Source organism: Peptacetobacter sp., assembly GCF_029264495.1.
GTDB lineage: Bacteria > Bacillota > Clostridia > Peptostreptococcales > Peptostreptococcaceae > Peptacetobacter.
This window is the reverse complement of sequence record NZ_JARIBH010000040.1, coordinates 49,451-73,465: the sequence shown is the minus strand read 5'-3', so window position 1 is coordinate 73,465 and position 24,015 is coordinate 49,451. Positions and strand designations below refer to the sequence as shown.

20 protein-coding genes and 1 other RNA gene are annotated in these 24,015 nt (G+C 25.3%); 17 read left to right on the top strand and 4 right to left on the bottom strand.

The annotated features are described in order from the left end of the window. The first annotated feature begins 42 nt into the window (after nucleotides 1-42). The 3 genes from Q1J78_RS04130 to Q1J78_RS04120 all read left to right on the top strand — a co-directional run bounded on the left by Q1J78_RS04130 (nucleotide 43) and on the right by Q1J78_RS04120 (nucleotide 6,162). Nucleotides 43-1,242, top strand: a complete 1,200-nt coding sequence (locus Q1J78_RS04130; protein WP_300276869.1) for a metallophosphoesterase family protein — start codon at nucleotides 43-45, stop codon at nucleotides 1,240-1,242. A gap of 2 nt (nucleotides 1,243-1,244) precedes the next feature. Then, nucleotides 1,245-4,763, top strand: a complete 3,519-nt coding sequence (locus Q1J78_RS04125; protein ID WP_300276867.1) for an AAA family ATPase — start codon at nucleotides 1,245-1,247, stop codon at nucleotides 4,761-4,763. Between the two features lie 145 nt (nucleotides 4,764-4,908). Then, nucleotides 4,909-6,162: an HlyC/CorC family transporter gene (locus Q1J78_RS04120; protein ID WP_300276884.1), complete on the top strand. Its 1,254-nt coding sequence runs from the start codon at nucleotides 4,909-4,911 to the stop codon at nucleotides 6,160-6,162. Nucleotides 6,163-6,223: 61 nt separating this feature from the next. Here the strand turns inward: Q1J78_RS04120 and yfcE are convergent, their stop codons facing one another. Both yfcE and Q1J78_RS04110 read right to left on the bottom strand, forming a co-directional pair. Next, the gene (gene yfcE, locus Q1J78_RS04115; protein WP_300276865.1) at nucleotides 6,224-6,793 is read right to left on the bottom strand and encodes a phosphodiesterase; all 570 of its coding nucleotides are present in this window, start codon (nucleotides 6,791-6,793) and stop codon (nucleotides 6,224-6,226) included. Nucleotides 6,794-6,810: 17 nt separating this feature from the next. Further along, a complete protein-coding gene (locus Q1J78_RS04110) occupies nucleotides 6,811-7,614 on the bottom strand; it encodes an NAD(+)/NADH kinase (protein WP_300276863.1) in 804 nt (267 codons plus the stop codon). A gap of 133 nt (nucleotides 7,615-7,747) precedes the next feature. On the opposite strand from Q1J78_RS04110, the gene Q1J78_RS04105 reads away from it, so the two are divergent. The 6 genes from Q1J78_RS04105 to Q1J78_RS04080 are packed head-to-tail and all read left to right on the top strand — an operon-like array spanning nucleotide 7,748 to nucleotide 12,353. Continuing rightward, complete coding sequence (locus Q1J78_RS04105; protein WP_300276860.1) at nucleotides 7,748-8,617, top strand: ABC transporter ATP-binding protein; 870 nt, start codon at nucleotides 7,748-7,750, stop codon at nucleotides 8,615-8,617. Continuing rightward, nucleotides 8,610-9,326, top strand: coding sequence for an ABC-2 transporter permease (locus tag Q1J78_RS04100; RefSeq protein WP_300276858.1), 717 nt, complete (start codon nucleotides 8,610-8,612; stop codon nucleotides 9,324-9,326). Before Q1J78_RS04105 ends, Q1J78_RS04100 begins: the two co-directional genes overlap by 8 nt. 27 nt (nucleotides 9,327-9,353) lie before the next feature. Continuing rightward, nucleotides 9,354-9,896 carry a hypothetical protein gene (locus Q1J78_RS04095; RefSeq protein WP_300276856.1) on the top strand — a complete coding sequence of 181 codons (543 nt, stop codon included), beginning with the start codon at nucleotides 9,354-9,356 and terminating at the stop codon, nucleotides 9,894-9,896. 21 nt (nucleotides 9,897-9,917) lie between these two features. Continuing rightward, the gene (locus Q1J78_RS04090) at nucleotides 9,918-10,403 is read left to right on the top strand and encodes a YbaK/EbsC family protein (RefSeq protein WP_300276854.1); all 486 of its coding nucleotides are present in this window, start codon (nucleotides 9,918-9,920) and stop codon (nucleotides 10,401-10,403) included. Nucleotides 10,404-10,432: 29 nt separating this feature from the next. Next, nucleotides 10,433-11,344 carry an RluA family pseudouridine synthase gene (locus Q1J78_RS04085; protein ID WP_300276852.1) on the top strand — a complete coding sequence of 304 codons (912 nt, stop codon included), beginning with the start codon at nucleotides 10,433-10,435 and terminating at the stop codon, nucleotides 11,342-11,344. A gap of 4 nt (nucleotides 11,345-11,348) precedes the next feature. Next, nucleotides 11,349-12,353, top strand: a complete 1,005-nt coding sequence (locus Q1J78_RS04080) for a nucleoid-associated protein (RefSeq protein ID WP_300276850.1) — start codon at nucleotides 11,349-11,351, stop codon at nucleotides 12,351-12,353. A gap of 79 nt (nucleotides 12,354-12,432) precedes the next feature. Here the strand turns inward: Q1J78_RS04080 and acpP are convergent, their stop codons facing one another. Next, entirely contained in the window at nucleotides 12,433-12,660 is a 228-nt protein-coding gene (gene acpP, locus Q1J78_RS04075) for an acyl carrier protein (RefSeq protein ID WP_300276848.1), read from the bottom strand. A 282-nt stretch (nucleotides 12,661-12,942) separates the two neighbouring features. Between acpP and Q1J78_RS04070 the strand changes: the two genes are divergently transcribed. From Q1J78_RS04070 to Q1J78_RS04055, 4 genes are all read left to right on the top strand, one after another. Beyond that, nucleotides 12,943-13,953 carry a LacI family DNA-binding transcriptional regulator gene (locus Q1J78_RS04070; protein ID WP_300276846.1) on the top strand — a complete coding sequence of 337 codons (1,011 nt, stop codon included), beginning with the start codon at nucleotides 12,943-12,945 and terminating at the stop codon, nucleotides 13,951-13,953. Nucleotides 13,954-14,012: 59 nt separating this feature from the next. Further along, a non-coding RNA gene (gene ssrS / locus Q1J78_RS04065) (6S RNA) lies at nucleotides 14,013-14,199 on the top strand. Nucleotides 14,200-14,259: 60 nt separating this feature from the next. Next, entirely contained in the window at nucleotides 14,260-15,681 is a 1,422-nt protein-coding gene (gene pdxR, locus Q1J78_RS04060; protein WP_300276844.1) for a MocR-like pyridoxine biosynthesis transcription factor PdxR, read from the top strand. Nucleotides 15,682-15,781: 100 nt separating this feature from the next. Further along, complete coding sequence (locus Q1J78_RS04055) at nucleotides 15,782-16,039, top strand: DUF896 domain-containing protein (protein WP_300276841.1); 258 nt, start codon at nucleotides 15,782-15,784, stop codon at nucleotides 16,037-16,039. A 61-nt stretch (nucleotides 16,040-16,100) separates the two neighbouring features. Here the strand turns inward: Q1J78_RS04055 and Q1J78_RS04050 are convergent, their stop codons facing one another. After that, the gene (locus Q1J78_RS04050; RefSeq protein WP_300276839.1) at nucleotides 16,101-17,009 is read right to left on the bottom strand and encodes a selenium metabolism-associated LysR family transcriptional regulator; all 909 of its coding nucleotides are present in this window, start codon (nucleotides 17,007-17,009) and stop codon (nucleotides 16,101-16,103) included. Nucleotides 17,010-17,367: 358 nt separating this feature from the next. Here Q1J78_RS04050 and Q1J78_RS04045 point away from each other — a divergent pair, with 358 nt between their 5' ends. The 4 genes from Q1J78_RS04045 to Q1J78_RS04030 all read left to right on the top strand — a co-directional run bounded on the left by Q1J78_RS04045 (nucleotide 17,368) and on the right by Q1J78_RS04030 (nucleotide 24,013). Further along, the gene (locus Q1J78_RS04045) at nucleotides 17,368-19,068 is read left to right on the top strand and encodes an ABC transporter ATP-binding protein (protein WP_300276837.1); all 1,701 of its coding nucleotides are present in this window, start codon (nucleotides 17,368-17,370) and stop codon (nucleotides 19,066-19,068) included. 18 nt (nucleotides 19,069-19,086) lie between these two features. Beyond that, on the top strand, nucleotides 19,087-19,758 hold the full coding sequence (locus Q1J78_RS04040; RefSeq protein WP_300276835.1) for a TetR/AcrR family transcriptional regulator: 672 nt from the start codon (nucleotides 19,087-19,089) through the stop codon (nucleotides 19,756-19,758). A gap of 199 nt (nucleotides 19,759-19,957) precedes the next feature. Then, on the top strand, nucleotides 19,958-21,655 hold the full coding sequence (locus Q1J78_RS04035) for an FAD-dependent oxidoreductase (protein WP_300276833.1): 1,698 nt from the start codon (nucleotides 19,958-19,960) through the stop codon (nucleotides 21,653-21,655). Nucleotides 21,656-21,946: 291 nt separating this feature from the next. Then, a complete protein-coding gene (locus tag Q1J78_RS04030) occupies nucleotides 21,947-24,013 on the top strand; it encodes an efflux RND transporter permease subunit (RefSeq protein WP_300276830.1) in 2,067 nt (688 codons plus the stop codon). Nucleotides 24,014-24,015: the final 2 nt, after the last annotated feature.

Here is a 24,015-nt window from a genome sequence, read left to right as displayed (position 1 = left end):
AATATAGTAATTATAAAATATAGATAGAAAGGAAGTGGAAATATGAGATTTATTCATACTTCAGATTGGCATCTAGGTAAAAATTTAGAAGGTCATTCTAGAATAGATGAACAAAATAAATTTTGTTCGGATTTTATAAAATTAGTAGAAGAAAACAATATAGATATGGTTATTATAGCAGGGGATATATATGATACATCTAATCCTTCAGCAGAAGCAGAAAAACTATTCTATTCAACTGTATCAAAGATTGCATCAAAGGGTAAAAGATGTGTAGTTGTAATAGCAGGAAATCATGATAGCCCAGAAAGAATAGAAGCAGCATCTCCTATTGCATATGAGCAAGGGATATTATTATTTGGAAATCCTCTTAGTAGTACTAAGGTTGGTGAATTTGATGGATTTAAAATAACAGAAGCAAAAGAAGGAATGACAAAAATAACTATTAAAGGAGAAAAGATAAACTTATTAACTCTTCCATATCCAAGCGAAAAAAGATTAAATGATGCTTTTATAGCAAAAAATGATGAAGATAGACAAAAAACATATTCTCAAAAAATAGGAGACATATTTAGAAATCTTCAAGAAGATTTTGATGAAGATAGTATAAATATAACGGCATCACATATATTTGTTGTTGGAGGAGAAAGTTCAGATTCAGAAAGACCAATACAACTTGGAGGAAGTTTGTTAGTAGAAAGAAAGGATTTACCAAATAAATCAGATTATATTGCATTAGGACATTTGCATAAACCACAAAAAGCATCTGAATTAGGATGTGCATATTATTCTGGTTCACCATTACAATATAGTAAAAGCGAAAGAGTTTATGCAAAAGGAGCAAAAATAGTAGAGATAAACAAAGGGGAAAAACCTAAAATAGAAGATGTCTTATTTAAGAATTATAAACCAATAGAATTATTCCAATGCAGAGGAATACAAGAAGCACTTGATATATCAGATAAAAATAAAGGAAGAGATATTTGGTCTTATTTTGAGATAAAAACAGATGAAGTTATAAATCAAGAAGATATAAAATATATGAAAAAAAATATGCCTGATATTATAGAAATTAAGCCTATAATATCATATCAACAAGAGGAAAAAACAATAGATTTAAAAAGTAAATCAATGGCAGAACTATTTAAAGATTTTTATATATTTAATAAAGGAGTAGAACCAAAAGGCGATGTTATGGATATGTTTATGAAAATCGCTGGGCAAGAAGGAGGAGAGGATTAAATATGAGACCGATAAAATTGGAAATAAAAGGTCTTAATAGTTATGTTAATAGGCAAATCATAGATTTTGAAAAATTAACAGAAAGAGGACTTTTTGGTATTTTTGGGAAAACAGGTAGTGGAAAATCTACTATATTAGATGCGATAACACTATCTCTTTATGGAAGTATAGCGAGAAATACAAAAGAATATATAAATAGTATGTCTGATAAAGCAGAGATAGGATATGAATTTGAAATAGGAAACAGACACTATAGAGTAGATAGAACAATAGAAAGAAATAAAACAGGTGGAATAAAAACTTCTTATGCAAGAGTTATAGAAATTATAACAGAAAATAATGTAAATGTATTAGCTGAAAAAGTAAATGATGTAAATGAAATTATTATAAAAATAATTGGTCTTACTGTGAATGATTTTACAAAATCAGTAGTTTTGCCACAAGATAAATTTAATGATTTTCTTAAATTAGGTGGAATAGATAGAAGAAATATGCTAGAGAGAATTTTTAACCTAGAAAAATATGGTAAAAAATTAATAGAGAGAGTAAGAAATAAAAAAAATAATACTAAAAATAAAGTTGAAATGTTAGAAGTTTCATTGTCGCATTATGAAGGAAAAACAGTTGAAGTATATAATGATATGATTCAAAAGTTAGAAGAAGATAAAGAAAATTGTAGAATTAAAAAAAGAATATATAAAGAAAAAGAAGAACAATATAATTTGGATAAAGAAATATATGAAAACCAAAAAAAATATGAAGAAGAAAAAGATTTATTAAAAAAATATGAAGATAAAAAAGATGAGATAGAAGAAAAAAGAAAAATTATGGAAAAGGCTGAAAATGCAAATACAATAAATCCATATATAGATAATGTCGAAACTTTAGGAAAAAGATATGAAGATTCTAAAAATCAATTAAAAATAGTTGAAGAAGAGATAAGATTTATAAAAAAAGAACTAGAAATATCTAAAGTTAGATTTTCTGAAATAGAAATAAAAAAAGATGAAACAATTCCTAGATTGAGTGAAGAAAAAGTTAGACTTGAAAGAGCGATAAATCTTGTTAGTGAAGTTGAAGTAATAAAAAATGAAATGATATTATTAAAAAGAGATAAAGACGAGTTAGATGAAAATAAAAAGGAATTATTAACAGAAATAGAAAATATAGAAGCGAAACAAAATCTTTATTCAAATAAAATAAAAGAGAGTGAAAATAAATTAACAGAAATAACAATTCCTGTATCATATAGACAAAATATTGAAAAAGGATATCAATATATTAAATCTTTAGAGGATATCAAAAAAGAATTGGAAAAAAGTGAAATAGAATTACAAAAATACGAGTTAACTTATAGTGAAAATAATGTGGCATTAAAATTAGTAGAAAGAGATAGAGATTTTGTAAAAAATAAAATAGAAGAAGCAGAAAACAGAATATCTATAATGGAAAAAAATAGACCTATAACTAATGAAGAACTTACAAAAAAGACTGAATATATTACAGAAATGCGTTCTGAATTAAAGAATTTAAGACAATTAGAGGAAGATAGAGATAATTTACAAATCGAACTAAACAATTGTTTAGAAAAAAGACATAGAATAAGTAGAGAAGTATCTAGTTCTGAAGATAGAATTTTTAAGATTAGAAAAGATATAGAAACAGCTAATAAAAATATAAATGAATTTAAATATTTAAATAGAATATCTGATATTAGAAAGGATTTAGAAGATAATAAGCCTTGTCCTATATGTGGATCTACAACACACATAAAGAAAGATAGTACTAATTATGATGATAGAATAGACTATTATGAAGGAATGTTGAATAAAGAAAAAGAAAATGAGAGAGAAGAATTAGAAAGATTAGATTCCCTAAAGATAAAGAGAAGTGGATATATTTCAGAAGAAAAGATAAAAACGGAGGCTCTTAATAAAAAGAAAACAGAAATAGGGGAAAGAAATTCACTAGAACTTTCTAAAAAATATGATTTTGAATCTAGAAATTTAGATATGGAAAAATTAAATATTTCTGATTGGAATAGGGAAAAAGAAAAATTAGAAGAAGATTTAAAAATATATAAAGAGGATTATTCTAAAAATGATAAGGAAGTTATAAGAATAAAACAATTATTAAAAGGGATAAAATCTCAAAAATTATCTATATCAGAAAGAGTTTTAGAATTAAAATCTAAAAAAGATAAATTAGAAACTGAAATAATTTCTATAAAAAGAATAGTAAAAGTTGATGATATAATAAGTAAGCTTGAGCAAATAAAATTAAATGAAATAGAATCTGAAAAATTAGAGAAAGAATTAAATGTTTTTAGAAATCAAAAATCAGAGATAGATAAATTATTTGATAATTATAAAGCTAATACACATTCAATAGAGATAAAATTATCAAATATAGAACAAAATTTTGATAGTTTAAAAAAACAATATACAGAAAAAAATGATGAAATACAAAGAATTTCAAAAGGTAAAAATCCATATGAATTATTGAAAAAATCAGAAGAAGAAATAGAAAAGATAAATAATTTGTATAGTGAATTAAAAAATGATTTTGATAAAAAAAGTCGGGAAAGAGAAGAAAAAGATACAAATAGAAGTAAAATTCAAGGAGAGTGTAATACTACTGAAGAACAGTTAGGATATTATAAAAATGTACTTAAAGATATGTTGGCAAAATATAGATTCGATAGTGCTTATACTGTTAAAAAATTTGTAATGGATATATCAGAAATAGAAAATATGAGACAAGAAATATCTGAATATGATGAAGGCAGAAAAAATATAGATTTTAGAATAGAAGACTTAGAAAAAAAATTAAATGGAAGAAAAGTTAAAGAAGAAGAATTTATAGCACTTAATGAATTTTTAATAAGATTAAAAGATGAAATAACAGAACTTGAAAAAGAAAGTGCTGTTTTACTTGATAGAATAACTGCAATGAAATCAGATTTAGAAAAAATAAAAAAAATAGAAGCTGATTATAAAAATATATCTAATGAATATAGATTATTAGACGAAATAGATAAAATAATACAAGGAAATAAATTTGTTGAATATGTTGCTACAAATCATTTAAAATATATTGCTTTAGAAGCATCGAAAAGACTTTCTAATATAACAAATGGTAGATATGCATTAGAAATAAATGAATCATTAGAATTTGTCATGAGGGATAATTTTAATGGAGGTGAAAGAAGAGGCGTTGATACTCTTTCTGGTGGAGAAACATTTTTAACATCTCTATCTTTAGCACTTGCATTATCATCTCAGATACAGATGAAAGGAAATGCACCTTTAGAATTTTTCTTCTTAGATGAAGGATTTGGTTCTTTAGATATTGAATTATTAGATACTGTTATGGAATCTTTAGAAAAATTACATACATCTAATCTTAGTATAGGTATAATATCACATGTTGAAGAACTTAAAAATAGAGTACCAGTTAAATTAGTTGTTACATCAGGAGAACTTGGAGAAGGTTCAAAAGTTAGGATAGAGTATAGTTAAGATAAAATTAATGTATATATTGTACAATAAGTATATATTAAGATTTTAATAAAATAACAAAAAAATTAATAATTATGATATAATGAAATATAAATAATATAAACTAAAATAAACAATAATGAAAAATAAAGTAGGAGTGTGGTAAATTTTGGAATCGCTCGAAAGTTGGATTCAGATTATCGGGTTGGTCATCTTAATTATGGGATCGGCATTTTTCTCAGCATCAGAAACATCTTTGATGTCTCTTAGTAAAATAAGAATTAGATATATGCAAGAAGAAGATGTTAAAAATGCTGGCTTAGTGGCTTCTTTAATAGAAAGTCCTAATAAATTATTAAATACAATATTAGTAGGGAATAACGTAGTTAATATAGCAGCTACATCAATATCTACTGCATTATTAACAGCTAAATTTGGTGCAAATGGGGTTGCAGCTGCAACTGCAATAATGACTATAATCATATTAATATTTGGAGAAATAACTCCTAAATCAATTGCAGCCAATAATTCAGAAAAAGTAGCACTTATAGTTTCAAAACCAATAAGATTTCTTATAACAATATTATCGCCAATAGTGTGGATATTTAATATATTTACAAAAATTATGTTTAGGATAGTTGGAATAAAAACTGATGAAAAAAATGCATTTATTACAGAAGAAGAGTTAAAAACAATGGTAAATGTAAGTCATGAAGAAGGCGTTTTAGAAGTTGAAGAAAGAGAAATTATAAACAATGTATTTGAATTTGGTGATATGCAAGCTAAAGATGCTATGGTACAAAGAATGGACATGGTAACTGTAGAAGTAGATGATACTTATGAAGAAATAATAGAAGTATTCAGAGAAGAAAAATTGAGCAGACTTCCAGTTTATGAAGATTCTGTTGATGATATTATAGGTATTATCAATATAAAAGATATGATTTTCTTATCAGAAGAAGAAAGAGAGTATTTTTCTGTAAAAAATTATATGAGAGATCCTTTCTTTACATATGAATTTAAAAAAATAACACAACTTCTTGAAGATATGAAAAAAGCTAAAACTCAAATAGCTATAGTATTAGATGAATATGGTGGAACATCAGGTCTTTTAACAGTAGAAGATTTAGTCGAAGTAATTGTTGGAGATATTGAAGATGAGTATGATGAAGATGAAGATGATATAGTAGTTATTAAAGAAGATGAGTATATAGTAGATGGAAGTACTAGAATATCAGAAGTCAATGAATTAATTGGTACAGCAATAGAAACGGAAGAATTTGATTCTATTGGTGGATATTTAATTGGTTATTTAGATAGACTTCCAGAAGAAAAAGAAGTTATAGAAATTGGAAATAGTAAGTTTTGCATAGAAAAAGTAGAAAAAAATAGAATAGTAAAAATACATCTTTATACATAATAAAAATATATATCAAATTAAGAAAAAATAAAAAGACCTCAGTTTTTCTGAGGTCTTTTTATTATATATTATCTATTAATTTACCAGAATCTATATCATAAAAATTAATATCTATATTAAATTCATTTGCATTTAGGATATCTGGATTTATTTCTACAATAGCAACAGATCTAGAACCATCTTTTGGAATAGAAGTACTACCAGGATTTATTATTATAAGATTATCATCAAAAGAAAGTTCTTTAATATGAGTATGTCCTAAAATAAGAAAATCAGCACCCATATTTTTAGCATTTTCTATAATTTTTTCTTTTGAATCAGTGTAGCCATGATTTATTATAAATCTAAATTCATCAAACTGAACTAATGCATAAGGTCCTTGTATAGGATGATTTAGAACCATTTGATCTACATCAGCTTCACAGTTTCCTTTAGCAAATATTATTGAAGACACATTATTAAGAGCATTTATAAGCTCTTTTGGATTATATCCTTGTGGTAAATCGTTTCTTGGACCATGATAAAGTATATCTCCTGCATGAAGATAAGCATCACAATCACCTAAAATTTCCATAGCTTTATTAAAATAAAGTGAACTACCATGAGTATCACTAAGTATACCTATTTTCATAATTTAACCTCCATAATTTATAAAAATTTAGCTGAAACTCTATTCCAAAATTCATAATCAGATAATCTTAAAAATTTCAACTTAACATCTGAAGTACAAATATTAATTTTTGTAATTTGTTTAAACCTAAGTTCTACTCCATCAATAACGATTAATATTGAGTTTTCAAAATGATACTCTGGTAAAATACTTATATCAGTATCTTTTGAAAATATAATACTAGATGTAAAACTTCTATATGCGTTTGTATTTATTGGTGATAGAGGTGTAAGTTGTATAGCCTCTATATTAGAATCTATAATACTTCCTCCAGCAGAATAAGTATAAGCAGTAGAACCAGTTTGAGAACATATAATCATACCATCTCCACTAAAATTTTCTACTTTTCTACCATTTACAAATAAATCTAAATGGATTGTTCTAGATTTATCACCCCTAACAGTAACTTCATTCAAAGCAAAAAAGTTTACACAACTTTGTTTAGTGCAAATCATTGCCCGAAGTAATGGAACTTCTTGTATTATATAGTTTTCATTTAAATAACTTTCAATAAATTCATCTATTTTATCAGGCATTATTTCTGGAAAGAATCCAAGATGCCCAGTATTAACACCAACAATAGGTATTTCTGGATAATCAAAATCTCTTACTGTTTTTAAAAAAGATCCATCTCCTCCAATACAAACAAGTAACTCTGTATCATTTGAAAATTCTTCAGAAACAGCAAATCCAGCATCGATAAGCTTTTTTTTAAATAAATTTTTAGTTTCTATTGATTTTGGAAGATCATTAGAATTAATAGTTATTAGCCTTTTTTTCATAAATTCACCTCTTTACATATAAGTATTATAGCATAAATTTTAACAAGTATATATATTTCAATTAGTATATAAGTTTCAATATAACAAATAAATGATATAATGAAAATATATATAAATTTTAAGAGGTGATAACTTGTTAAAAATAGAAGGTATTTCAAAAAAATTTGAAAATTTTTCTCTGAAAAATATAAATATAACGCTTGAAGCGGGGAAAATTATGGGGATAATAGGAGATAGTGGATCTGGAAAAACTAGCATTATAAATTTAATAATGGGAATATATAAACCAAATTCAGGAAAAATAGAATTAGATGGAAAAACAGTTGAAGAAGATCCTGTAGAATATAAAAATAATATAGGTTTTGTTCATGATAATTTAAATTTTTATCCAAATTTAAAATTAAAAGATTATAAAAGAATTATTTCTATGTTTTATAAAAATTTTGATGAAAAAATGTATGATATGTACTTTGAAGAATTTAATTTAGATTCAGAAGAAAAAATAAAAAATTTATCTAAAGGACAAAGAGAAAAAGTTATGATAATTACCTCTTTAAGTCATCATGCAAAGTTACTTATATTAGATGAGCCTGTCTATGGGCTTGAAAAATCAATAAGAAAAGAACTTGTATATATATTAAAAGACTATATAAAAAAAGAAAATGCAAGCGTAATAGTATCTATACATAATGTTTCCGAATTTGAGGAAATTTATGATAAAATTATTTATATAAAAAGAGGTAAAATTTTATTTGATTTAAATAAAAATGATATATTAAAAAATTTAAGAGTAATAAGGTCTGATTCAAATACATTATCTTTGATAAAAGAAAATATTATAGGAATAGACCATTATAAAAGATATAGTGAGGCTTTGATAAAAATAGATAATAATGAAGAGATAAAGAATATAATAAGAGGTGCAGATTGTCATAAAATAAAAAATCCAGATATAGAAGATTTAATACACTATTATCAAGAAAGTGGTGATTTTAATGTTTAATCTAATAAAAAAAGATTTTATAGTTTGTGTAAAATCTGATAGATTTAACTTAGTAAAATATATATTGATATTTATATTAATGTATTTATTTTGTAATGATATATCATATTATGCAACACCAGTTATAATAACATATCTTATAATAATAGGTGTTTTTTCATCGGATTATGAAAATGGAGTTGAAAAATTTATTAGAAGTTTACCTATTGATTTAGATGATATAGTTTATTCTAGATATATAATAGCAATAGGTACATCAATAAGTGTAACAATAGTAACATTGCTTATGTATGATATATTATCTTTATATATGTTTAGGTCTACAGTATTTAATGACTTTTTATTTTCTTTATATATAAATTTAATAATATTATCTGTAACAATGCCACTATTTTTTAAATATGGGTATGAAAAAATGAAAATAGTTGCAAGTATTATAGCAATAGCTGTATTTACTATCTTTTCATCATTTTTAAATGCGCTTTCAGAAAAAATATTTTATGCTAAGCATTTAGAATTAAGTATTAATTTAAATGTATCAAAATATGAAACTATACATTTATTCAATCAAATATTTAGAAGTTTTATATCTAAAATAAATATAAATAATATTAACATGACATCTATAGGAGTAATATGTATAACAATATTCATATTTTCTATGTATATATCATTAAAAGCAATGAAAAAAAATAAATATCTTAAATAATATTACTGGTTAGAATGGGATGATAAAATGAATAAATTTATAAGAATATCATTTATTATATTAGTATGTTTTTTCATGTCAGGAATTATTGCAAAATTTACATATAGTGATATGATAGATAGGCAAGACTATGAAAGCAGAAATATAAATGAATTAATTGTAGAATTTGAATCAAGAAAAACTGTAAAAAATGGAACAAAAATAAAATTTAAAATATATAATAATAGTAAATTCACATATCTTCTAACAAAAGCTAGAATAAAATTTGAAAATAATTTATTCAAAGATAATTTAGAGTATAATAAAAATAATACAAATCTTTATATAGAAATGGATAATAATAGTAAACTGAACTCTAATTTAATATTAAATGGAATACTTCCAAATAAAGATGGATATTTGGAGTTTATTATACCAAAAGGACTTTCACTTAATAAAAAATATTTTGCATTAGATTCAACAAAAATGGAATATGAAGGTAATTTTACTGAAGAAGTTCCTATATTCACATTTTTAAAAATACCAGTAGAACAGAGTAAGGGTATTTGGAGTATAAAAGCACTTAATTAAAAAAGTTTTAGGAGTGAGATTATGTCGATTGAATCAGTAAAAAATTATATGAAAAAATTTGGTAAAGAAAATGATATTATAGAATACGAAACATCTAGTGCAACAGTTGAATTAGCAGCAAAAACAGTAGGAGTTATACCGGCGAAAATAGCAAAAACATTATCATTTAAAGGTAAAAATAATGATGAAGCTATAATCATTGTAACATCTGGAGATACAAAAATAGATAATAAAAAATTTAGACATGAATTTTTATGTAAAGCAAAAATGCTTTCTTCTGAAGAAGCGAAAGAATTTACTGGACATGAGATAGGTGGAATATGTCCTTTTGCAATAGAAAATGAAAATGTGAAAGTATATTTAGATGAATCATTAAAAAGATTTGATAAAGTATATCCTGCAGCAGGAAGTAGTAATTCTGCAATAAAACTTGATAATGATGAATTAGAAAAGTTATCTTCAAATTTTATTAAATGGGTTGATATTTGTAAAGGATGGAATGAATAAAATTAAATTTGGAAAGGATAGATAAAAATTTGTTTAAAAAAGAATTACAAAAATATAATCTTATGTCTTATACAGCAGAAGAAGATATAATATTAAAAGAACTTTTATTAGATAGACTTGGATTTTCTGTTAGATCAATATCAAAAATGAAAAGAAATAGGACTGTAAGAGTTAATGGAGAATATAAGAAACCTTCATTAAGTGTTAAAAAAGGTGATTTAATAGAAGTAGAAATAAATGAAGAAATGGCAAATTTTGAACCACAAGATTTAGATATGGAAGTTTTATACGATGATTTTGATATAATTATGGTTAATAAACCTCCATATATGGTTGTACACCCTACTAAAAGTCATTTTGATAAAACTGTAGCAAATGGAGTTACAAATTTTATAATAAAAAAAGATGAAAAAGTAAAAGTAAGGTTTGTTAATAGACTTGATATGAATACATCAGGACTTGTAATAGTGGCTAAAAATGCTTATGCACATCATGTATTATCAACAGATATGGGAAAAAATTTAGTAGAAAAAAAATATATAGCTGTTGTAAAAGGTATTATAGATAAAGATGAAGGAACAATAGATGCACCAATATACAGACCTACAGATGATTCTATAAAAAGAATAATAGATGATAGAGGACAAAAATCTATAACACATTATAAAGTAATAAAAAGAATGAATGATTCAACTGTTGTTGAGTTGAAATTAGAAACAGGAAGGACACATCAGATTAGAGTTCATTTAGCTCATATAGGTCATGGAATAATAGGAGATGAACTATACGGATATGTAGATGAAAATTTAATAAAAAGACAAGCACTTCATGCATATAGTTTAAAATTTGAACAACCAAGAACTAGAGAAGAATTATCTTTTGAGGCAGTAATACCTGAAGATATGAAAAAACTTATAGATAAATTAAAAATGGAGGAATAATAAATTGATTATACATAAATTTATTGTACATGTACTTGATAAAAATAGTGATGTCCCAATTCTTAATGATTTTGAAGGAAAAGTAAATCATGAGATAGAAGGATTTTTTCAAAAAATAATAAAAAGAGTAACTAAAGATGATGATTTAAGAAAAGCAGTTTTTAAAAATTATAATGATAATACAATTAGAAAGTGTTGTGAACAAATAATATATGATGAAAATACATTTGTTGAAAATTCAAAAGAGATTGCAGCATATTTATTTGATATATTAAAAGTTAATAGTGATTTAGAATCTTGTGACCTAGCTATTTGCCTTTATACAATAAAAGAAGAAAAAAATGTAGCTATTATAAAATTGGATTATAAAAAATTATACACTCATTCAATAGAATTTATAAATGAAAAATTTAATATTCAAATGGTGTCAAATGAAGTAGGTATACAAGAGACTCAAAGAATAAAACAAGCAGCATTAATAGGTCCAAATGGTATAAATGATGAATATCAATTTAGAGTAATAGATAAAGAGTCAGAAAAAAAAGGAATGCCGTCTAAATTTATTGAAGAATTTATATGCGGAGAAAAAATAGAAGATGATAAACACAAAACAAAAGTTTTTAAAACATCAGCAGACAATTGGATAACAAATGCACTTTCAAATGATATTAAACAAGCAGAGGATGCTAGAAGTATATTAAATTATACATTAAAAGAAAAACAAGAAATAGATATTGATGATTTTGTACAACAAGCTATAAAAGATGAAACTTTAAAAGAAGGTTTCAAAGAATTAATGGAAGAAAAAGGAATAGAGGAATCTTTTTCAATAGATAAAAAATGGGTAGAGAAAAAATTAAAAAATAGAAGCATAAAGACAGACAATGGTTTTGAAATAAAAGGTAAATTAACAGACTTTGAAGATCCGATGAAATATAGTATAAGAAAAAATGAAGATGGAACAGTTGATTTAGTAATAAAAAATGTTGGATTTTTTGAAGAAAAATAAAAATTAAATAAAAAAATAAAAATTAAATAAAAAAATAAAGGGTCAAATTATTGACTCTTTATTTTATGTTCAAAATAATTTATTGATTATCTTCTATAAATCTACAAATATCTCCTATAGATTTGAAGTTTTCAGCTTCTTCATCAGGTATTTCAATATCGTATTCATCTTCAAGAGCCATTATTATTTCAACAGCGTCAAGAGAATCAGCTTCAAGATCATCAACAAGAGATGATTCCATAGTTATATCTTCTAAATCATCAAGTCCTAATTGTTCAGCTATTATTTCTTTTATTCTTTCAAACATTGTTATCCTCCTACGAATGTTGGTATTATTTTAATTGTAGTTTAATATATTACGCTACAAATTTCAATATATATTTGATATAATAGATAATATAAATCTATGCAAATGTTTTTTGTGTGTAAAAATAGAGAATTAAGTATAAAATTAAAAGATTTTATTTCTTTTTAGTAGTAAATATATTATATTATGAGTTATAATAAATATTTATATAAAAAGAAATTATTGTGGAGAGATATAAAATTAGACGGGAAAATAATATCAAAACTAGAGGAGGATTAAAATATGAAAAATACAGTTACAATTAAAGATGTAGCTAAAAAAGCTGGTGTTTCGATTTCAACAGTTTCAAGAGTAATAAATAATTCAAAACCTGTAACAGATGAAATAAAGAAGAAAGTATTAGATGTAATAGAAGAAACAGGATATGTACCAAATCCACTTGCAAGAAGCTTAGTTACTAAAAAAAGTCAATTAATAGGAGTTATTGTGCCAGAGGTTTCAGATTCATTTGTAAATGAAATCCTTAATGGTATTGAAGAAGTAGCGAGAATGTATAATTATGATATACTTCTTTCAAATACATATTCAGATAAAGATGAAGAGCTTAGAAGTATAAATCTTTTAAGAGCAAAACAAATTGAAGGTATGGTAATGTTAAGTTGGAATTTAGAAAAAGAACATGTAGATTTTATAGAAAAATGTGGAATACCAACAACATATATAAGTAAAACTGCCAGAGGATACGATATTCCTACAGTAAGTGTAAATAATGAAAAAGCTACTTATGATATGACAGAACATCTTATATCTCAAGGACATAAAAAAATAGCATTTGTAATGACTAGTGCAGGAGATACTATATTAGAAAAAGAAAGATTAGATGGATATAAAGCTGCATTAAAAGATAATGGAATAGAATTTGATGATAGTATTGTCAGATATGGAGGAGTAGACTATGCTAGTGGCTATGATTCTACTAAAGAAATATTAGATAATGGAATAGTTCCAGATGCAGTATTTGTAACTGGAGATGAAGCAGCTGTAGGTGCTATAAATGCAGTTTTTGATAAGGGTTACAATGTTCCAAATGATATTTCTGTAGCAGGATTTAATGATGTAAAAATAGCTAAAATGTATAGACCTAAGCTTACAACAGTTCACCAACCACTTTATGATATGGGTGCAGTTGCAATAAGAATGGTTATAAAAATGATAAATAGAGAAGAAATAGAAGAAAAGAAAGTAGAACTTCCTCATAGAATAGAGGAAAGAGAAAGTGTTATAAAAAAATAATTTTAATGTTTTTATATTTTCTCTTTAAAAAATTTGATAATTATTATATAATAATGTTAAGAATCCTGAAGCATTCGAGATGGTTACTTTTAAATTCAACCGACAAATTAAATTCGGGAGATTATGTTTGATTATAAGTATGACGAGCCTTGATTTATCGAGGATATTAGAAAATAGCCAACAAATCACCCACCTGAGAGACTCTCGGGTATGAATTTACAATACCGACGGTGTTTCGGGACAATAAAAAGCGCTGCTTGTCAGCGCTTTTTATTGTACAATCCATAATTTTAAAGGTGATAAATAATGGAAAAATATTATTTAGATATTAATGATACAAAAACTAAAAAATATATACAGATATATACACATATAAAAAATATGATAATAGATGGAAAAATAAAGGAACATGAAAAATTACCACCAATAAGAAAAATATCTGAATATATAGGTGTTAATAATACAACTATTGTAAAAGTATATGAACTTTTAGAAAAAGAAGGATATGTTTATAAAATAGTTGGGAGTGGAACATTTGCATCAGAAATAAAAAGATATGAAAACAAGAAATATATTGATAAAAATATTATTAAATTTGACAATGGAAATCCATCAAATGATATGTTTCCTATAGATGACTTCAAAAAAGCTGTTAATATGGCACTTTCAAATGATGAAAATACTATATTTGAATATGATGAAGGTCTTGGAAATGAAAAATTAAGAGAAAGTATATCAAGGTATTTCAAAAGCAGAGGCATGGATACAGAAAAAGAAAATATACAGATAATTTCAGGAGCTCAGCAAGGAATAGATATAGTATGTAAAGGAATTATAAACTATTCTGATATAGTATTTGTTGAAGAGCCAACATATACTGGAGCAATAGAAGTATTTAAAAGTAGAGGTGCTAAAATAATATCTATACCATTGTTAGATGATGGAATAGACATAGGAATTTTAAAATTAAAATTAGAAAAAATAAAACCAAAGTTGATGTATGTTATGCCGAATTTCCAAAATCCAACAGGTATATCATATTCAAAATATAAAAAAGAAAAATTACTTGAGTTAGCAGAGGAGTATGATTTTTATATATTGGAAGATGATTTTATAAGCGATTTTAAATTTGATTCAGATGATAATAAAACACTTAAAAGTTATGATAAAAACAATAGAGTGATTTATATAAAAAGTTTCTCGAAAATATTTATGCCAGGTCTTAGAATTGGTGCGATAAATATACCTAAAGAACTTATGAAAAGTATACTATGGGCAAAATATTCTTCAGATATTTCAACACCAGGTCTTATACAAAGTTCTTTGTTATGTTATATGGAAAATTTTAATTGGGACAATCATATACTAAAAATAGAAAAAATATATAGACAAAAATATGAAGTTGCAAAGAGAAGTATAAATAGATTTTTAGAAGATAAAATAAATGTTAGAAAATGTTCAGGAGGTATAAATTTCTTTTGTGAACTACCTAGAGGTTTTAAGTCAAAAGAATTCACCGAATTTTTATATGAAAAAGGAGTATCAGTACTTCCAGGTACATATTTTTATGATAATATAATAGATGATAGATTTTTTAGAATAAACATTGCTAAAGAGAGTATAGAAAATATAAAAAAAGGTATAGAAATAATAGGTAATAGTTTAGATGAGTTTTTAAACATAGAAAAAGAAAATGAATCTTTTATGAATAAAAATTTGTTTTATTAAAAAATATTTGGGTATAAGAAATAATTAATTGATATAATTAGTTAAACATGTTTTAATATTATATGTGAATTATATATTAAATAAAAAAAGGAGAAGTATTATGATAGATAAAAAATTAATAAATAGAATAAATGAATTAGCAAAAAAAAATAAAACAGAAGGACTTACTGTAGAAGAAACTAAAGAAAGAGAAAAACTTAGAAAAATTTACTTAAAAGAGTTTAAAAAAGGATTTAAACAAAGATTAGATTGCATAGAAGTTGTTTCACCAAAAGAATATGAAGAAAGAACAGGACATAAACCAGGTATAAATGGTAGTATGTGTGAAATAAAAGATATTGAAACAAAAGAAAATTAATAAAAATTCTGATAATAGAAAAAAGCTGTGTAAATACATAATAGTAATTACACAGCTTTTTTTATTTATGATCCAAATTAAAATATTGACATAGTTCATTTAAAAATTTATTTTCTAGAGGTGTAAAAGTTTTCTTTTTAGAGTATATAAAATAAAATTTACGAGAAAAATCAATTCCTTTTACTTTATAACTATTTATTTTTCCAGATTTTATATATTCATCAGCAGATATAGAAGATATAAAAGATACACCTAAACCAGCTCTAACCATTTCTTTGATAGATTCATTTGATTCGACATGTGCAAGTATGTTTAATTTAGAAGTAGGAAAACCAGCTTTTTTTAGTGTTTTAAAAATTAAATCCCTTGTTCCAGAACCTTCTTTTCTCATTATAAAATTAAAATCTGATAAAATAGAAGGATCTATTTCACCATCTATATTTTCAAGCTTTAAATTTGATGGTGTAATTAGAACTAGATTATCATCTATAAGATCTATGTACTTTATTTGTGGATTGCTGATTTTAGAACCTACAAATCCAAAACTTACTCTTTCATCGAGTATCTCTGATATTGCAAATTGTGAATCATAGTGGCTTATACTAAACTTAACATCTGGGTATGATTTAGAAAAACTTTTCATAAATTCTGGAAGTAAATATGTTTCAGGAATAGAACTACAAGCTATATCAATTAATCCTTCTATTTTACCAGAATATTCTTTTATATCATAAATAGCTTTTTTACAATTATTTAATATATATATAGCATGTTCATAAAGTATTTTGCCTGATTCAGTAAGTGTAATGCTTTTGTTACTTCTATTTACTAAAACAGTTTCCAATTCATTTTCTAAATTTTGTATATGTGTACTTACTGTAGGTTGAGTTAGAAAAAGTTCTCTAGATGCTTTAGAGAAACTTTGATGTTTTACAACTGTAACAAAAACCTCAAGTTGTTTAAGATCCATAAAATATAACGCCTCCATTAAAATATTTATATATTAAAATTCAAATGTATTAAAGATTAATAAAAATGTATAAAAATATAAAAAAATAAATATTAAAACATAAAATAATTAATAAAAAATATCATTTTTGCTTGATTGCTTATTTATAGTTTTAAAAAATAAATTTAAAAACAAATCTATAATACTATAAATTTATTATATCATAAGATTTTGTGTGCATATATAAGATTTTCAAATGATTTTCTATCATGAAATTTGTTATAATATAAAATAAAATATTATCCTTTTTATAAATACTATGGAAAATATGTTAAATATGGTGTAAAATGGGAAAATATGAGATGGAAGGGGGAATTTTATGTTAAAAGAATTTATACAATATTACAAACCGTACAAAAAGTTATTCATATTAGATATGATTTGTGCGTTCACAGCAGCAATGTGTGATCTTTTATATCCAATTATGACAAAAAATATAATGGATGATATTATACCAAACAAAAAAATAGATGTATTATTTATATTTGCAATAATCCTTATGATAATATTCGTAATGAAAGCAGGATTTAATTATTTTATGCAGTATTGGGGTCATGTTGTAGGGGTAAGAATGCAAGCAGATATGAGAAGTGTTGTATTTAGACATCTTCAGAAATTACCTAATAAATATTTTGATGAAAATAAATCAGGTGTGACTATGTCTAGAATAGTAAATGACTTAATGGATATAACAGAACTTGCTCATCATGGTCCAGAGGATTTATTTATATCATTAGTTACAATTTTAGGGTCATTTATAATACTTTTAAGAATAGACATACCACTTACTTTAATAATATTCGCAGTATTACCATTTGCAGTTTGGTTTGTCGCTCATAAAAAAGATAAAATGGGAAATGCATTTATGAAGGCAAGAGTAAAAGTAGGAGAGGTAAATGCTACTCTTGAAAATAGTATAGCAGGTATGAAAGTAACAAAATCATTTTGTACAGAAGATGAAGAATTGAAAAAATTCGATAAAATAAATAATATATTTAAAGATTCAAGAGAAGAATCGTATAAAGCTATGGCTGAATATTTTTCAGGTATGAACTTCTTTATGGATTTTTTAGAGTGGATAGCATTGATAGTAGGAGGATATTATACATATACAGGTAGAATAACAATAGGAGATTTTGCTGCATATATTTTATATGTAAAAATGTTTTTACAACCAATGAAAAAACTTGTAAACTTTACAGAACAGTATCAAAATGGTATGACAGGATTTAAACGTTTTAAAGAAATAATGGACCAAGAAGTTCAAGAAGAAGCTAAAAATCCTAAAGAACTTAAAAATATAAGAGGAGATATAGATATAGAAAATGCTTCATTTACATATGAAGATGAAAATGAAGTTATAAGTGATTTAACTTTATCTATTGAAGCTGGTAAAACTATAGCATTAGTAGGGCCATCAGGTGGTGGAAAGACAACGCTTTGTAGTTTGATTCCTAGATTTTACGAATTGGATTCTGGTGATATAAAAATTGATGGAAATAGTATAAAAGATGTAAGTTTAAAATCTCTTAGAAAAAATATAGGTGTTGTTCAACAAGATGTATTTTTATTTACAGGGACAATAAGAGATAATATAATTTGTGGAAATCCAGATGCAACAGAGGATGAAATGATAGAAGCAGCAAAAAAAGCTAGAATACACGATTTTATAATGACATTACCAGAAAAATACGATACATATATAGGAGAAAGAGGAGTTAAATTATCAGGAGGTCAAAAACAGAGAATTTCTATATCTAGAATATTCTTGAAAAATCCACCGATTATAATATTAGATGAGGCAACTTCTGCTCTTGATAATGTAACAGAAAGAGAAATACAAGAATCTTTAGAAGAACTAAGCAAAGATAGAACAAATATAATTGTAGCACATAGACTTTCAACAATAAAAAATGCAGATGAGATAATAGTTATAACAGAAGGTAAAATATCTGAAAGAGGAACACATAGTGAACTTATAGACGCTGGAGGGATATATGCTACTCTTCATAGTAAATAAATTGGGGGGAAAATAATAATGAAGGATTCAGAAGTGAATACATTAAAAGAACACATAATAAAAACTGCATCTGGACTTTTTATAAAATATGGATATGGTAAAACTACTATAAGACAGATTGCGGAATCAGCAGGTCTTGGAAGAGGACATCTTTACTATTATTTTAAAAAGAAAGAAGATATACTACTTTATCTATATAAAGAATTATTAGAAAAGATATATGGAACAATAGCTGACAGAAAAATAAAGGAAAATGATATAATAGCAAATTATATAATAAGTCAATATATATATACTCATGCAATTGCTACGTCAGAAAAAGTTTTTAGACTTTATATAGAGGCATCAAATGTTAGATCTATTAGAAAAGAATATATAAATATATTACTAAATTTATTTAAAGAAAAATTAGTTGGAAGTAATTATAATTTTAGCGATAAAGATTTATATATGAATATAGCTATTGGATGTGCAGGAGAATGTGAACTTTTGAATCAATACTATGAAGGAACATTAGATGCAGAGTTAGATGATATTATTATAAATGTTGTAAAAACAAGATTTGCAATATTAGATATACATGAAAATATAGACCTTGAAAAAATAATTCAAGAAGCTAAAGTTTTAAAAGATGATATGAATCTTGAAAAAATAATAAGGGACGCAGTAGAGTTGAACAAATTTATCTAAAAGACAAAAAATAAAATATATAAAAATAAAATATATAAAAAGTAGTAAAAGACAAAAAAATAAAAAGTAATAACTACTTATATGACAGTAAAGTACTACTTTATACAACATAGCCTAATTCATTGACTTTTGTATATATGAGGAATATTATTAAAAAAAATACTAAAAAATAATCTTTATTAAAGAGGAGATGGATGGTATGGCTAAGTATAAAGCTGGTACTTATACTGGAAAGGGATATGGAGTAAAAGGAAAAATAATACTAGAAGTATCTTTTTCTGAAAATGAAATAATAGATATAAAAATTATAAAACATAGAGAAATATATGGACAAGCTTATGGATTAGAAAGTTCACCATTTGAGCATTGGATACCTAAAATAATAAAATACCAATCACTAAATATACCGTATGTTATAGGAGCAGAAGTTGTATGTAAAGCAATAGTAGCTGCTGTGAGTGATTGTGTAGAGCAAGCAGATGGAGATTTGTATGAGCTAAAAAATAAAAAAGTACCAACACCACTAAAAAAAGAAAATAGAGTTATAGAAACTGAATTTGTTGTTTTTGGCTCTGGAATAGCAGGATTATCAGCAGCTGTAGAAGCAAAATATTGTGGTGCAGATGTATTACTTGTTGAAAAACAAGGCATAATAGGAGGTTCTTCAGCTATATGTGGTGGAAAAATAATGGCAGCTGGCACTAAAACACAAATATCAAAAGGTATTTTAGATACACCACAGATGCAATTTGATTTTTTAAAAAAAGCAGCGGGAAGTTTTTTAGATGATGATAAAATAAATTATTTCTGTTATCATTCAGCAGAAAATATAGACTGGTTGACTGAGCAAGGATTTAAGGTACAAGATGTAGAAGCACCACATTCTTCTCAATTACCATGGAGAATTCATAATAGTATGGGCGGCGGTGGCCAAACTATGGGATATGGTGGTGGTTTTATAGTTCCACTTAATAATAAATTCCATGAATTAGGTGGAAAAACTATTTTAAATACGGCATTGACAGAATTAATAGTTGAAAATAATAGAGTTGTTGGAGCAAAAGCTAAGGATGTAATAGATGGAAGTATTATAACAATTAAAGCATCAAAAGGAGTATTTATAGGAACCGGAGGTTTTGCTGCAAATAGAGAACTTGTAGAGTCTAGATATCCTTGGATGAAAAATTATTATTATAATTGTCCAGAATCAAGTCAAGGAGATGGAGCTAGAATAGCTGAATCTATAGGAGCTAAAAATTATAAACATCCTTATCTTCAAACAATGATGTTAAATGAAAATACTGGAGTTGGTGTTAATGAGGAACCAAGTTTAATTATAAATTTAGAAGGAAAAAGATTTTGTAATGAATATCAGTTCCATAGCTTAGTAGGAGCTGAAATGGCTAAAACAGGAAGTGCAGGAGGATGGTATATTACTTGTGGTGAAGAAGTTGAAAAATATCCTTTATTAAAATATTCCTTAGGAACTAAAGAAGCGATAAAAGCAAATAGTATTGAAGAATTAGCAAAAAAAATAGATGTAGATTTTAAAAATTTAAATGATACTATATCTAGATATAATTATTTATGTGATATTGGATTTGATGAAGATTATCAAAAACCTAAGAGTGAAATGAGAGCAATACGAGGAGATATTTATTATGCTATCTTTTTAAGACCAGCTACATCAATAACTTTTGGTGGATTAGAAATAGATATATCTGCACATGTATTGGATAAAAATAATAAAATTATTCCTGGCTTATTTGCATCTGGAGAAGTTGCGAATACAGGAAACTTTGGATGTGGTGTGCCTTCATGTGGTTATAGCATAGGGCATGCACTTCATTTTGGTAGAGTTGCTGCAAGAAGTGCTTGTGGAAGAGAATTATTATAAAATATATAAAAAAGGTTGTTAATTTTAACAACCTTTTTTTTATTATATTTATTTTTTCTTCATCTACACAATATAAATTAATATTATTATTTCTTTTTTATATAGTATATTAAAGAAAAATTTATATATAAAGATATATTTCATTTTATATTCTTATTAATAAAATAGTATTTATTGCTATTGTAATATTAATCTTCTAAAAATTTTTATTTTTATTGATTTTTTATTAGGTATGCCCTATAATTAGGTTATAAAATTTAGGTATGCCCAAAAAGAAAGGAGAATAAGAGTATGAAAAAAATAGCTGAGCAAATAGCAAAACATAGTAAAATAATTCTTTTAATATCATTTTTACTTTTAATTCCTTCAGTTATAGGTTATATCAATACAGATATAAATTATGATATACTTAGCTATTTGCCTGAAGATGTATCTACTATGAAGGCAGAAAAAATCATGAAAGAAGATTTTAATTGCGGATCACTTGCTATGTTGGAAATAGAAAATATGCCAGATAAAGACGTAGCAAAAATTAAAGAGAAAGTAGAAAAAGTAAAAGGTGTACAAGAAGTTATTTGGAAAGATAATTTTATAGATTTGTCTTTCCCTAATGAAATGATACCTAAAGATATGAGAGATATGCTTTACTCTGGAAAAGCAACAATGATGGTTGTAAAACTAAAAGAAGGTACAGCCGATGAATTGACAATGAATGCAGTAGAAAAAATAAGAGGTATCGCAGGAAGACAGGCATTTTTAAGTGGAATGTCAGGAATAATAAAAGATACAAAAGATTTATCTGATAAAGAGATGCCTTTTTACGTAATAGTAGCGGGAATTTTAACTATGATAGTGCTACTTTTAACTATGGAATATACAGCAATTCCTATTATATTTCTTGTAAATATAGCAATAGCAATAATATATAATTTTGGTACTAATATAATATTTGGAGAAATATCATATATAACAAAAGCATTGTGTGCAATTCTTCAATTAGGGGTTACAATGGATTATTCTATATTTTTACTACATAGGTACGATGAAGAATTATTAAATACGGATAATCGAATAGAAGCTATGACCAATGCTATAACAAATACATTTACTTCTATATCTGGTAGTTCACTTACTACTGTTGCAGGATTTATAGCGTTATGTGCTATGGATTTAGCTATAGGTAAAGATATAGGAATAGTAATGGCAAAAGGTGTTGTTCTTGGAGTTATAACTACAGTAACGGTATTACCATCTTTAATATTAGTATTCGATAAGGTAATACATGGACATAAACATAGAATAATACTTACAGGATTTGAAAAAACTTCTAACTTTGTAATGAAAAATTATAAGAAATTAACAATAGTATTTTTGATAATATTAATACCAGCAATATATGGTAACAATAATGCAAAGGTTTACTACAATTTAGATGAAACATTACCAGATACTTTTCCATCTATAGTAGCCACAAATAAAATGAAAAAAGACTTTGATATGAATAGTACAGATATGATATTTGTAAAAGATAGTATCGAATCATATAAAGTTGATCAAATGGTAAGTGAAATTGAAAAAGTAGATGGAGTCAACTCAGTTGTAGCATTAGAGAAAGTAGTTGGACCAGGTTTTGTACAAAGTATAATACCTGATAGCCTTTTATCTGAAGTTAAATCAGGTGGATATGAGCAGATTATGATAAATTCAAAATATAGAGCAGCTTCAAAAGAATGTGGTGTTCAAATAAGAGAATTAAATAAAATAGTTAAAAAATACGATAAAGATGGGCTTATTGGTGGAGAAGCACCTTTAACAGAAGATTTAATAAGAATAGCAGATACAGACTTTAAAAAGGTAAGTGCAGTATCAATAATAGCGATATTTGCTATAATAGCCTTCATATTTAAATCAGCATCTATACCAGTATTACTAGTATTAGTTATAGAAGGAGCTATATTTATAAATTTAGGTATACCATATTATACAGGAACAGTACTTCCATTTATAGCATCTATAGTACTAGGAACTATTCAATTAGGAGCAACAGTAGACTATGCAATACTTTTAACATCTAGATTTAAAGAAGAACTGGCAAATGGTTTAGATAAATATGAAGCAATGAGAATATCTATACAAAAATGTGGAAGATCTATTGTAACAAGTGGATTTTCATTCTTTAGTTCAACAATAGGTGTTGGAATAATATCTAAATTAGAAATGATAAGTTCTTTATGTTCTCTTATGGCAAGAGGGGCAATAATAAGTATGTTTGTAATATTATTTATATTACCAGGATTATTATTGTTGAGTGAAAAATTGATAGAAAAAACATCAAAAGATTTTATACCTAAAAATTAAGA